The 11,827-nt window shown below is 69.2% G+C and carries 11 protein-coding genes; 5 read left to right on the plus strand and 6 right to left on the minus strand.

Annotated elements, in window-relative coordinates; all coding sequences use genetic code 11:
• Positions 1-4 precede the first annotated feature (4 nt).
• On the minus strand, positions 5-214 hold the full coding sequence (locus tag NQO67_RS24455; RefSeq protein ID WP_255952360.1) for a hypothetical protein: 210 nt from the start codon (positions 212-214) through the stop codon (positions 5-7).
• Positions 211-522 (minus strand): ATP-binding protein, encoded by a 312-nt coding sequence (locus NQO67_RS24460; protein WP_255952361.1) that lies wholly within the window; start codon positions 520-522, stop codon positions 211-213. The genes NQO67_RS24455 and NQO67_RS24460 overlap by 4 nt, the downstream gene beginning before the upstream one ends.
• Positions 523-881: 359 nt before the next feature.
• Here NQO67_RS24460 and NQO67_RS24465 point away from each other — a divergent pair, with 359 nt between their 5' ends.
• Together NQO67_RS24465 and NQO67_RS24470 are read left to right on the plus strand one after the other, a co-directional pair.
• Entirely contained in the window at positions 882-2,141 is a 1,260-nt protein-coding gene (locus tag NQO67_RS24465) for a helix-turn-helix domain-containing protein (protein ID WP_255952362.1), read from the plus strand.
• Complete coding sequence (locus NQO67_RS24470; protein ID WP_255952363.1) at positions 2,126-2,665, plus strand: GNAT family N-acetyltransferase; 540 nt, start codon at positions 2,126-2,128, stop codon at positions 2,663-2,665. The genes NQO67_RS24465 and NQO67_RS24470 overlap by 16 nt, the downstream gene beginning before the upstream one ends.
• Before the next feature lie 61 nt (positions 2,666-2,726).
• Here the strand turns inward: NQO67_RS24470 and NQO67_RS24475 are convergent, their stop codons facing one another.
• Entirely contained in the window at positions 2,727-3,470 is a 744-nt protein-coding gene (locus NQO67_RS24475) for a class I SAM-dependent methyltransferase (protein WP_255952364.1), read from the minus strand.
• A 167-nt stretch (positions 3,471-3,637) separates the two neighbouring features.
• On the opposite strand from NQO67_RS24475, the gene NQO67_RS24480 reads away from it, so the two are divergent.
• Positions 3,638-5,059: an ATP-binding protein gene (locus tag NQO67_RS24480; protein ID WP_255952365.1), complete on the plus strand. Its 1,422-nt coding sequence runs from the start codon at positions 3,638-3,640 to the stop codon at positions 5,057-5,059.
• A 99-nt stretch (positions 5,060-5,158) separates the two neighbouring features.
• On the opposite strand, the gene NQO67_RS24485 is transcribed toward NQO67_RS24480, so the two are convergent.
• Positions 5,159-6,436, minus strand: coding sequence for a cytochrome P450 family protein (locus tag NQO67_RS24485; protein WP_255952366.1), 1,278 nt, complete (start codon positions 6,434-6,436; stop codon positions 5,159-5,161).
• Between the two features lie 286 nt (positions 6,437-6,722).
• On the opposite strand from NQO67_RS24485, the gene NQO67_RS24490 reads away from it, so the two are divergent.
• Entirely contained in the window at positions 6,723-7,466 is a 744-nt protein-coding gene (locus NQO67_RS24490; protein WP_255952367.1) for a hypothetical protein, read from the plus strand.
• Positions 7,467-7,482: 16 nt separating this feature from the next.
• Here the strand turns inward: NQO67_RS24490 and NQO67_RS24495 are convergent, their stop codons facing one another.
• Positions 7,483-8,316 (minus strand): helix-turn-helix transcriptional regulator, encoded by an 834-nt coding sequence (locus NQO67_RS24495; RefSeq protein WP_255952368.1) that lies wholly within the window; start codon positions 8,314-8,316, stop codon positions 7,483-7,485.
• Positions 8,317-8,432: 116 nt separating this feature from the next.
• Here NQO67_RS24495 and NQO67_RS24500 point away from each other — a divergent pair, with 116 nt between their 5' ends.
• On the plus strand, positions 8,433-9,497 hold the full coding sequence (locus NQO67_RS24500; protein WP_255952369.1) for an aldo/keto reductase: 1,065 nt from the start codon (positions 8,433-8,435) through the stop codon (positions 9,495-9,497).
• A gap of 126 nt (positions 9,498-9,623) precedes the next feature.
• Here NQO67_RS24500 and typA read toward each other — a convergent pair whose 3' ends face one another.
• Entirely contained in the window at positions 9,624-11,540 is a 1,917-nt protein-coding gene (typA, locus tag NQO67_RS24505) for a translational GTPase TypA (protein WP_255952370.1), read from the minus strand.
• Positions 11,541-11,827 lie beyond the last annotated feature (287 nt).

Consider the following 11,827-nt stretch of genomic DNA (forward strand, 5'->3'; position numbering starts at 1 on the left):
GTCATCAGATGCGGTCCTCCGCGCGGCGCTGTTCGCGGGGGATGGTGACGGTGAGGTGGGTCGGGTCGGTCGTGGTCCAGTGCGGGCCGGCGCCGTGCGGTGGGCGGAGGAGGTAGGTGCTGCCGTGCTGGACGTCGGTGATGATGGCGGCGCGGTCGGTTGCCGTGTCGTGGACCTGGTCGCCGACCCAGGGGGTGCGGCGGGGGGCGGTCATCGGGTGGTCCCGGTGGCGTCAGTCCGGCGGCCGAGTTCGGCCCAGACCCGTTTGCCCCACGGCAACGGGTCCACGCCCCAGCGGTGCGCCAGGCGCTCGATCACGGCCAGGCCGCGGCCCTGCGTTTCTTCGTCGGTCGGCTTGCACGGGACCGGAAATTTCTTGCTCTTGTCGACGACGCCGATGCGGATCAGTTCCGGTTCCAGGCGGGTGATGGTCACGCGCATGGTGCGGCTTGCGGTGTGCCGGATCGTGTTGGTCGTCAGTTCGGATGTGATGAGGGCGGCTGTGTCGGTCAGGTCGTCCAAGGTCCAGGCGTAGAGGGCGGTCCGCACGAGGCTGCGCGCCTCGGACGCGCTGTGCGGGGTGCAGCGGAACGTGTCGCTGTACGCGGGGTGCCCGGTGGGGCTGGGGGCGGCGGTCGCAGGCATCGGGACCTCGGGGTCGTGTGGGCGGTGGGACGGGCGCCCGCGCCCGGTCGGGAGGAGCCGGCGCGGGCGCCCTTCGGTGCCGCCGGGGGGAGAGAGGAGCTACGGCGGCCCTGGTAAGTCAACGTCCCGATGGTCACTCTGGGTAAGGAAAGTGGAATGGAGTGCGCCACCTCGCGGACCGGAAATTTCCCGTTCTGTCATTTCACTGTGGGCGACCGAGTGACTACGGTGCCTTCATGGAGGGGAACCAAAAACTCAGGCAGCGCATGACCGAGGCGGGTTTCACCCAGGCCGGCCTGGCGGAGGCGGTGAACGCGCGCCTGCGGGACGCGGGCCACGAAGGAACGGTCAGCGAGCGGACGGTGCGCTATTGGCTGACCGGAAAGACGCTGTGCCCGTACCCTCGGCAACGGGAAGCCTTAGAAGCGGTGTTCGGATGCACTGCTGCTGATCTGGGGTTCACCCCGCCACGCGGGAGGGGTGACCCGGCCACTTCAACGGAGGATTCCGTGCGGCGTCGTCACTTTCTCACCACGACGGCAGGCACCGGCGCTGCCGTTGCGCCCCTTCTGGCACGGCCTGGTGTGGGTACGTCCGATGTGATCAAGCTCCAGAAGGACCTTGACACAATGATGTTCCTCGACCAACGGCAGGGCGGGAACGGTTCGTTGGAACGCAGGGCCATGTCCGGCGCAGGAACGGCATTGGAGCTACAGAAGCGGGGGGCCACCCAGCGCATTCGACAACGTCTGTATGGAGTAGCGGCGGGATACTTGGCGACAGCAGCATGGTCCGCCATTGATGACCGATGCTTGGATCGGGCTCAGCAACACCTGGACCAGGCCCTGAATCTGGCGGGCCTGGCCAACGACTCCTCGACGGAATTTCAGCTGTGGAACCTGCGCGCCATGCTCGCTCGTCAGCGCTGCCAATACCCGTTGGCCGTGGACGCCGCCTACGCTGCGCAGTCGACGTCTGTGGCACGCCGAGATCCGTTCTTCGGGTCGCTCGCCCATGCTCGCATCGCTGTCGGCCACTCGTACCTCGGTGATCGCAAAACTGCCACGCGCTATCTCGGCCACGCAGAAGAAGCCTTCAGCAAGATCGACCCGCCCCTGCCCCGACCGGCTTGGAGCGGTTTCTACAGTGGTGCCGAGCTGTATTCCATCGGCACAGTTGTACATGATCGCGTGGGTGACCCTGTCACTGCTGAAGCATACGGGCACAGGGCATTGGCCAGCCTGCCGGAGCAGTTTCGTCGCAATCGCGCCCTGGCCACAACAGAAGTCGCGCTGACCCAACTCCACCAAAAAGACGTGGACCAAGCCTGTTCGACTGCCTCCGAAGTCTTTGCCTTGATGTCTGGGCAGCACCTTCCAGGGCGACTGCGTTCCAGGCTGGGTGACTACTACCGGGATCTCATTACCCTCGCGCCAACCAACGTCACCGCACGCGAGTGGGGCGACCGCTATCGAGCCGAATGGAGTCGAGCTTGACCACCGTTGAAGTGGACGTACGGCACTTCACCCACGGGGACCTTCCAAGAATCCGGCAGATCCTCTTGGACGTACATGCAGATACGTATGCGGAAGACCCCGATGAGTTCCACGACCGCTTCCCATGGTTCGTCGACCATTGGGGCAGCAACCCAGGTTTTTCGTGCACGCTCGGTTACGAAGGGAACGAGCCCGTAGGATTTGCCTACGGGGCCCCAGCTACTCCGGATCGAGAGTGGTGGCGCGAGCACATAAATCCTGCACCGGAGAAAAGTTGCACCTTCTCCGTATCCGAACTCATGGTCCGACCAAGGTGGCGCAAGACAGGAACGGCCAAGCTGCTGCATCACGCATTGCTGAACAGTCGGGAGGACGACCTGGCAGTACTTCTGGTGGACGCCACCCATCCCAAGGTCCAGAAACTCTACGAATCCTGGGGATACCGCAAAGTCGGCGAACAGCAGCCTTTCCCTGACTCCCCCGTGTACTCAGTAATGCTGGCCGAACTTCCGCTACCGACCTGAGCACCGCTCACACCACGAGGTGCCCGCTTGGCGGTTCAGCCTCCGGCGTGACTGACGCAGGTCAGGCGTCCGCCACCAGAAGCCGATACCCGACATCAACGCTGTCGAGCCCCAGCAGGTCTGCGTGACGGCGATGCCACCGGCCGGTTGCGAGGTCGTCGTTGAGCCTTGCCAGGCCGGGGGCGAGGGCGTCTTCCGGGGTCTGGGCGAGCATGGAGCTTCCGGCGCGTACCTGAGGATCGAGGTAGGCGTGGGGTCGGCGCCAGTAGGCCGCACCGAATCCGTCCCGGCAGTCGTGGGGGACGTGGAGGGGCTCTTCGTGCGCTCCGCCGAGCAGGGTGGCCAGCCGATCGATCGGGGTGGCGCGGGTGTCGTCGAAGGCGGCGACCTGGGGCAGGTACTCGCGCACGAGCCAGAACCGCTCGCGGAAGATCTGCTGGTCCCAGGTCAGGATGACGATGCGGTGGCGGGCGACCCGGCGGAGTTCGGCGATGCCGGCTGCGAGGTCACTCCAGTGGTGGACGGTCAGCAATGCCATGACGGCATCGGCGGCGTTGTCGCGCAGCGGAAGACGTTCGGCGCATGCGCGCACGGCGGGCGCGGAGCCGGGTGGGCGCTGGGCGATCATGACGTGGCTGGGCTCGACGGCGAGAACCGTCTGCGGTGGCTCGTAGGAGCCGGCGCCCGCTCCTACATTGATCACGTCCGTGACGTTCCCGAGCGCGGCGTGGATCTGAGCCGCGATCCGCGGATCCGTCTGTCGGGTCCGGCTGTATGTCGCGCCGAGCGTGTCATAGGTGGCCATGAGGCTCAGTATGCGGAGATGGCTCCGCGCCGGAGCCGCTCTTGCGCGGCAGCCGGTGGTTGTGTGGAGCCCGCGAGCCAAAGACCGCCCGCGCAAGGCGGAAACTCGCATCGAGGATAGTATCATCGATGATAGTTACATTGAGGATACTATCCAGGGTGAGGCGCGTGGACGGATTCATCGGGCGGCGGACCGAGCTCCGCATGCTGGACGACCTGCTCAGCGATGTCGCGGCGGGTGGGCGCAACGGGCGGCCGGGCCGCGCGGTACTGGTTCGGGGCAGGCGGCGGGTCGGGAAGTCACGGCTGGTGGAGGAGTTCCTGGACAGGGCGCGGGTGCCTCATGTCTTCTTCACCGCGGTCGGCGGGTCCCGGGAAGAGGACCTCGCGGGCTTTGCCTCGGAGGTGGCCGCGTCCGACCTGCCCGACGCGCACCGTTTCGAGGACTTCGCCGCCCCGCAGACGTGGGACGCGGCGCTGAGGCTGCTCGCCTCCGCGCTGCCGACCGACACGCCCAGCATCGTGGTGCTCGACGAGATGCCCTACCTCGTACGCGAGGACCCGAGCTTCGAAGGCGCCTTGCAGAAGGTGTTCGACCGGGAGCTCTCGCGGCTTCCCGTGCTGCTCGTCCTCATCGGCTCGGACGTCGCGATGATGGAGCAGCTGAACACCTACGGGCGGCCCTTCTACCAGCGCGGCACCGAGATGATCGTGCCGCCGCTCACCCCGCGCGACGTCGCCGACATGCTGGACCTGGCGCCGGCCGACGCCTTCGATGCCTACCTCGTGTCCGGTGGGCTCCCGCTCATCCTGGAGGAGTGGCCCCGTGGCGCCGGATTGTGGGACTACCTGGAACTCGCGCTGCGGCGGCCCACCTCCGCCCTGCTGGTCAGCGGCGAGCGCGCGCTGGCCGCCGAGTTCCCCACGGAGGCCCAGGCCCGTACGGTCCTCGGTGCCATCGGGCACGGCGAGCGTACCTTCACCCTCATCGGCCGCGCCGCGGGCGGGCTCCACCCGACGTCGCTCAAACGGTCTCTGGAGCTCCTCGTCGGACGGCGGGTGGTGGCCGCCGATGTGCCGCTGTCCACCCAGCCGAGCCGTGAGACGCGGTACCGCGTGGAGGACCCGTACCTGCGGTTCTGGCTCTCCTTCGTGGGGCCGGGCATCCCCGCCGTCGAACGGGGCCGCGGCGATCGGGTACTCGACACGATTCGCACCGGCTGGACGTCGTGGCGCGGGCGGGCCGTCGAACCCGTCGTCCGGGAGGCCCTGTGGCGCCTCGCCGACGACCTCCTCCCCCACGGCACCTCCGCCGTCGGCGGCTTCTGGACGCGGACCAACGATCCCGAGATCGACCTGGTGGGCGCGGACCGTGCCCCGATCGCGAAGAAGATCACGTTCGTCGGCTCCATCAAGTGGCTGGAGCGCAAGCCCTTCGACCACCGCGACCTTGCACGGCTCATCACCCACCGCGGCCAGTTGCCCGGCGCCGACGACGACACCCCGCTGTTCGCCGTCACCCGCAGCGGCTGCACCGCCGAGGGAGTCCGGGCGGTCGCTCCGGAGGAGTTGCTGTCGGCCTGGGCGTGACGGCCGTTGCGGCAGGACGGAGCGCAGGCCGGCGGGGGAGCGCGGGGACGGCGCCCGGGGCGGTCGCCCAAGGCGACCCTGGAGGCTCGGCGGCGGGGCTCACGTAATGGCGCCGCCGTGCAGGAGTACCGGTACCGCCCGGTGTCCGCTGGTGATGAACGACTCCGCGGGGCGCAGCTCGGACGGCGGTACCGCGAGGGTCATTCGGGGGAAGCGGGCGAACAGGCCCCGTAGCGCGGTGACGGCTTCCAGGCGGGCGAGAGGGGCGCCGAGGCAGGTGTGGACGCCGTGGCCGAAGGCGAGATGGGTCTTGAGGCGGCGGGTGAGGTCGAAGGCGTCGGCGGTCGGGCCGTGCAGGTTCGGGTGGCTGCTGGCCGCCGCGTAGGAGGCGAGGATGGCGTCGCCCTTGCGGATCACCGGGACGCCGGAGCGGCCGGGGAGCGGGATGTCCTCGACGGCGTAGCGCATGGGCACGTAGACGACGGGGGTGGCGTAGCGCAGGGTCTCCTCGACGGCGTCCTCCCAGGTGGCGCCTCCGGTGCGCAGCAGGGTGCGCTGGTCGGGGTGGGTGAGGAGGGCGGTGATGCTCTGGTCGAGGAGGTTGGCGGTGGTCTCGTAGCCCGCGCTGACGACGAGCAGCAGGGTGCCGATGAGTTCGGCCTCGGTGAGCGACGAGCCGTCCTCGTCACGGGTGGCGATGAGAACGGAGGTGAGGTCGTCGCCGGGCTCCGCCCGCTTCTCGGCGACCAGGTCGGCCAGCAGGTGCTGCGCCTCCGCCCTGGCTGCCTCGGTGACCGCGGGGGCGAGCGTGGTGTTGAAGACGGTGTCGACGGTGCGGCGGAATTCGGCACGGTACCGCTCCGGGAGCCCCATCAGTTCGCTGATGACCTGGATGGGCAGCGGGAACGCGAAGTGCTCGCGCAGGTCGACCGGTTCGCCGGCGGGCCGGGCGGCGAGTTCGTCGAGGAGGGCGTCGGTGATCCGCTCGACGCGTGGGGTGAGGTCGGCCATGCGGCGCGCGGTGAAGGCGGGGCTGATCAGGCGGCGCAGCCGCCGGTGGTCGTCTCCGTAGGCGGTGAACATGTTGTCCGTGGCGACCCAGAAGGCGAGCGGCCAGGAGCCGACGTCGTCGGGGAACAGCGGCCAGTGCCGGCGGGCGTCCTTGGAGACCCGGGGGTCGGTGAGCAGGCGTCTGAGCAGGTCGGGGTCGGTGACCGCCCACGCCTCGACCCCCAGCACGTCGACCTTGGCCAGCGGGCCGCGGGCGCGCAACGCGGCGTCCTCGCCGGCCCGGTCGGCTCCGGCGGGATCCAGGACGAGGGCGGGGGGCGTGTTCTCTTCGCTGCCGCGGGTCTCCGCGGCGTCGGTCCGGTCCATGACGGCTCCGTCCTCATGGCTTCGTACGGGGTGGGGCACTTCCCAGGATGGCGGTCGCGGCCGGACGGGGACAGCGGGCGTCGGCCGGCAGACGACGTCATCGGCCTCATGCTGCCTCTGGTGACGCGGATATGCCGCGCGAATGGCCGGATCCCGACGGCCCCGACCCCTGGGAAGGGGTATGGACAGATCGGCTGGGTCATCGGGTGGGGCGTGCGGGTGTCCAGCGGACCACAACCTGGAATTGATGGGGCGTCATCTTTCTGGAACCGTCGGGGGGCAGCGCGTGACGGAGGACAGAGACGAGCAGGGGTATCGGCGGCGGCACAACCAATGGATGGTCTTCTGGACCGCCATCGGTGCCGTGGCCACGATCGGCAGCGCGGTCGTCGCCGTGTACCTGAGCACGGCGGCCGGTGATCACGACCGAGGTGCCGACGCCGCGGTCACGCCGATCGGCACGGCCACCTCGCCCCCGCCGAAGTCACCGGAGCCACCGCCTTCGGAGTCCCCGTCGCCGTCGAACTCGCCGCCGTCCTCGCCGTCACCGCCGTCCCCGTCAGCGTCCGACGTGCCGCTTGCCGTGAGCGAGACCAGGCTGGCGGGGCGCCTGAAAGAGTCCGGATTCGAGTGCAGGACGATCAGCGATCGTGCGGGTCGGGCGCGGAAGGCGCTCGCCTCTCTGGTCTGCACCGACGGCAGGGCCGACCCGGGTGACAACGTGGACGCCCTCAGTTTCGGATCGCTGGCGGACCTCAAGGAGTTCATGGACCTGGAGAGACAGCGCGCGAGGGACTCCGCGGGGACGCCGGGCTCGTACCTGGACTCCTACACGTGGCAGACGGGCAATCGGGTCGGCGAGGAGGTCTACTTCTACGGCAACGTGGGGCAGGACTCCTGGGAGCACATCGTCGTGGCCGCCTACGAAGAGGACGAGTTCGTCGCCCGGTACGGCCAGTACTTCGCCATTCTGGCCGACGACCCCGACAAGGGCCGGCTGCGGTCGTGGTGGAGCGGTAAACCCATCTGACTCCGGGGCCGTGGCATCACGGTGTGCACAACCGGTCCAGTGCCGACTGGCTCTCGTCGTCCGCGGCGCGGAAGATCACCAATCGCTGATCCGGATCCTGCAACGGCGCGAGCACTTCGAAGTGCACGGCGAGCACGCCGACGTCAGGATGTCGCATCATCTTGTGCCCGCGGCCGTTGACCTCGATGTCCCGTTCGACCCACAACCGCGCGAATTCCTCGTCGCGAGCGATGCATTCGGTGATGAGGTCGGTCAGTGCCCGATCCTCCGGATGCGCGGCCCACGCGGCGCGCAGGTGGGCGATCCCCTCCCGCATGACGCGCTCCCGGTCGACGTACAACGCGCGTGTCTCCGGATGCATCAGGCACAGCCACATCGAGTTGCGCCGTACCGGGGGCAGGGTGTCGAAATCCAGCAGCAGCCTCGCCATTTCGCGGTTCCAGGCCAGGATGTCGAAGCGGTGGTTCATCAGCATGGCCGGCAACGGCGACAGGCCGGCAACCAGCCTGGCCAGCGGCGGCGCCGCGGTGGTGGCGGGCTGGTCGGCGCCGCGGGGGCGCTGCCGGGCCAGGTCGAAGAGGTAGGCGCGTTCGACGGGGGTCAGGCGCAGTGCCCGGGCCAGCGCCTCCACCACGTCCGCTGAAGGGTGCAGCCCGCGTCCCTGTTCCAACCGCACGACATAGTCGACGCTGACCCCGGCCAGTTCGGCGACCTCTTCGCGGCGCAGCCCCGGGGTCCGCCGGGCCTGCCGGCGCGACGGCAGGCCGAGGTCGCGCGGGTCCAGCCGCTCGCGCCGGCTCCGCAGGAACGCGGCCAGCTCCTGTGTCGTGTCCACCGTGTCGGTCATCATGGTCGTTCCAACAGCGAGGGTGGGACCGGCGTTCCCAGGAACCCCTTTCCCTTACCCAGGGATCACAGCCGTCGCAGCCTGTTCTCGACAACGGATCACGGGCACAGGAGGACACGATGTCGCTCACCCTCGACACCTACCGGCTACTGGGCCGTGCCGGGCTGCGGGTGTCACCGCTGGCGCTGGGCACGGCGACCTTCGGCACCGAGTGGGGCTGGGGCGCCGAGCAGGACGAGGCACGCAAGCTGTTCGACCGCTACGTCGAGGGCGGCGGCAACTTCATCGACACCGCCGACACCTACACCGAGGGCAGCTCCGAGCGTCTGCTGGGCGAATTCACCCGCGACAGGCGCGAAAGCCTGGTGCTGGCCACGAAGTACACCACGCTGCGCCGGCCCGGCGACCCGAACTCCGGAGGCAGCCACCGCAAGAACCTGTTCGCCTCGGTGGAGGCGAGCCTGCGACGGCTCCGTACGGACTACATCGATCTGCTCTACCTGCACGTGTGGGACTTCACGACATCGGTCGAGGAGATCCTGCGCGGCATGGACGACCTGGTCCGGCAGGGCAAGGTCCTGTACGTGGCGATCTGCAACGCCCCGGCCTGGCAGGTGTCGCGCATGCAGGCGATCGCCGATCTGCGGGGCTGGTCGCCGCTGGTCGCGCTACAGATCGAGTACAACCTGATCGAGCGCACCGGGGAACGTGACCTGTTCCCGATGGCGCGGGAGATGGGGCTGGGCGTGATCCCGTACTCGCCCCTGGCCGGCGGGGTGCTCACCGGCAAGTACAGCCGCGCCGACCTGACCGCGCCGCACGTCGCATCCGACGACGGCACCCGCAGGAGCTTCAACCTCGCCCTGGGCACGCTCACCGAACGCGACATCGCCATCGCCGATGTCGTCAAGGAGGTCGCCACCGAGCTGGGCCACACACCCGCCCAGGTCGGGCTGGCCTGGACCCTGCAAAATCCGGGCGTGACGGCACCGATCATCGGCGCCCGTACCCCCGCGCAACTGGAGGACAATCTGGGCGCCCTGGAGGTCGACCTCACCGCCGCCCAGCTGGCCCGCCTCGACGAGGCCAGCGCGACGGGGCCGGGCTTCCCGCACGCCATGCTCGCCAGCGACCACATCCGCAGGGTGACCGCGGGGGACCTGAAGATCGAAACCCGCCGCTGACGGGCCCCGCCACTGCCGAACCCTGCCGAACCCTGCCGCACACGCACCGGCGCCCGCCGTGCCACACGGACACGACGGGCGCTGTCAGGACGGGACGGGCAACCGTGGCGAACGGTGCCGACCCCCCTAGCCGTGCTTTGCGCGCGATGCTGCGCGCGCACGCTCGCGCGCGTCCAAGTTCACCTTGCGGATCCGCACCGCCTCCGGCGTCACCTCCACGCACTCGTCGTCGCGGCAGAACTCCAGCGACTGTTCGAGGGAGAGCTTGCGCGGCGGCACGATCGACTCGGCGATGTCGGACGTGGAGGAGCGGATGTTGGTGAGCTTCTTCTCCTTGGTGATGTTCACGTCCATGTCGTCGGAGCGGGAGTTCTCGCCGACGATCATGCCTTCGTAGACCTCGGTGCCGGGCTCCACGAAGAGCACGCCGCGCTCCTGGAGGTTGGTCATCGCGAACGCGGTGACCGCGCCCGTGCGGTCGGCGACCAGGGAACCGTTGCTGCGGGTGGTCAGCGTGCCGAACCACGGCTCGTGGCCCTCGTGGATGCTGTGCCCGATGCCGGTGCCGCGGGTGCTGGTGAGGAACTCGGTGCGGAAGCCGATCAGGCCGCGGGACGGCACGACGAACTCCATGCGGACCCAGCCGGAGCCGTGGTTGGACATGTTGTCCATCCGGCCCTTGCGGACGCCCATCAGCTGGGTGACGGCGCCCATGTGCTCCTCGGGCACGTCGATGGTCATGCGCTCGACCGGCTCGTGCAGCTTGCCGTCGACCTCCTTGGTGACGACCTGCGGCTTGCCGACGGTCAGCTCGTAGCCCTCGCGGCGCATGGTCTCCACGAGGATCGCCAGCGCCAGCTCGCCGCGGCCCTGCACCTCCCAGGTGTCCGGGCGCTCGGTGTCCAGCACGCGCAGGCTGACGTTGCCGACCAGCTCGCGGTCCAGACGGTCCTTGACCTGGCGGGCGGTGACCTTGCGGTCCTTGACGGCTGCCTTGGCGTCCGCGCCCTTGCCGGTGCCGCCACGGCCGACCAGCGGGGAGGTGTTGGTGCCGATGGTCATGGAGATCGCCGGCTCGTCGACGGTGATCAGCGGCAGCGCGACGGGGTTCTCCGGGTCGGCCAGCGTCTCGCCGATCATGATGTCGGGGATACCGGCGACGGCGCAGATGTCGCCGGGACCGGCCTTCTCGGCCGCCTTGCGGGTCAGCGCCTCGGTCATCATCAGCTCGCTGATGCGGACGTTCGCCACCGAGCCGTCCCGCCGGATCCAGGCCACCGTCTGGCCCTTGCGCAGCTCGCCCTGCTCGACCCGGAGCAGCGCGATACGGCCCAGGAAGTTGTCGGCGTCCAGGTTGGTGACATGGGCCTGGAGGGGGGCGTCCGGCTCGTAGGAGGGGGCCGGCACGGTCTCCAGGATCGTCGTGAAGAACGGCTCCAGGTTGGTGCTGTCCGCGGGAACGGTGCCGTCCTCGGGCTTGGTCAGCGAGGCGACGCCGTCACGGGCGCACGCGTAGACGATCGGGAACTCGATCTGCTCCTCGTCCGCCTCCAGGTCCAGGAACAGCTCGTACGTCTCGTTCACGACCTCGTCGATACGGGAGTCGGAGCGGTCCGTCTTGTTGATGCACAGGATGACCGGCATCCGCGCCTGGAGCGCCTTGCGCAGCACGAAACGGGTCTGCGGGAGGGGGCCTTCCGAGGCGTCCACCAGCAGTACCACCGCGTCGACCATCGACAGGCCGCGCTCCACCTCGCCACCGAAGTCGGCGTGGCCGGGGGTGTCGATGATGTTGATCGTGACCGGGTCGCCGCCCTGCTTGGGGTGGTACTTCACGGCGGTGTTCTTCGCCAGGATCGTGATGCCCTTCTCACGTTCCAGGTCGTTGGAGTCCATGACCCGGTCGTCGACCTGGTCCAGCTGGTGCGCGGCGAAGGCGCCGGCCTGCTTGAGCATGGCGTCGACCAGGGTGGTCTTGCCATGGTCGACATGGGCGACGATGGCGACATTGCGGATGTCGTGACGGTCGACGGTACGAGCCATGGTGCGGCGCTTCTCCCGGAGTGAGTGATCGGCTGCGCCTTGTGCTTCTCGTCGGCGCCAGTGCCGGGCGCGCACGCCTCGGCTGTCCTCTCCATGGTACGGGGCGTACCGGGACGCTCCGATCGGTGGAGCGGCATGGCGGTGCCGGGGCACCGGTGCGCTGCCCCGCCGGTGCCCCCGCCCCCTGCTCATGTGGGGCTCCGCCGCGGGTGCCGGGTGCCGGCTGCCGCGGCCCGGCGGGCCGGACGCGGCGGAGACCACCGGTTACGGACGGTGACCAGTCCGGG

The sequence above is a fragment of the Streptomyces odontomachi genome (genome assembly GCF_024435355.1).
Classification (GTDB): Bacteria; Actinomycetota; Actinomycetes; order Streptomycetales; family Streptomycetaceae; genus Streptomyces; species Streptomyces odontomachi.

Coding starts and splice junctions, on each gene's coding strand:
- typA (WP_255952370.1), bottom strand. CDS start 11,540: ATGGCTCGTACCGTCGACCGTCACGACATCCGCAATGTCGCCATCGTC.
- NQO67_RS24470 (WP_255952363.1), top strand. CDS start 2,126: ATGGAGTCGAGCTTGACCACCGTTGAAGTGGACGTACGGCACTTCACC.
- NQO67_RS24485 (WP_255952366.1), bottom strand. CDS start 6,436: ATGGACCGGACCGACGCCGCGGAGACCCGCGGCAGCGAAGAGAACACG.
- NQO67_RS24500 (WP_255952369.1), top strand. CDS start 8,433: ATGTCGCTCACCCTCGACACCTACCGGCTACTGGGCCGTGCCGGGCTG.
- NQO67_RS24455 (WP_255952360.1), bottom strand. CDS start 214: ATGACCGCCCCCCGCCGCACCCCCTGGGTCGGCGACCAGGTCCACGAC.
- NQO67_RS24495 (WP_255952368.1), bottom strand. CDS start 8,316: ATGATGACCGACACGGTGGACACGACACAGGAGCTGGCCGCGTTCCTG.
- NQO67_RS24475 (WP_255952364.1), bottom strand. CDS start 3,470: ATGGCCACCTATGACACGCTCGGCGCGACATACAGCCGGACCCGACAG.
- NQO67_RS24465 (WP_255952362.1), top strand. CDS start 882: ATGGAGGGGAACCAAAAACTCAGGCAGCGCATGACCGAGGCGGGTTTC.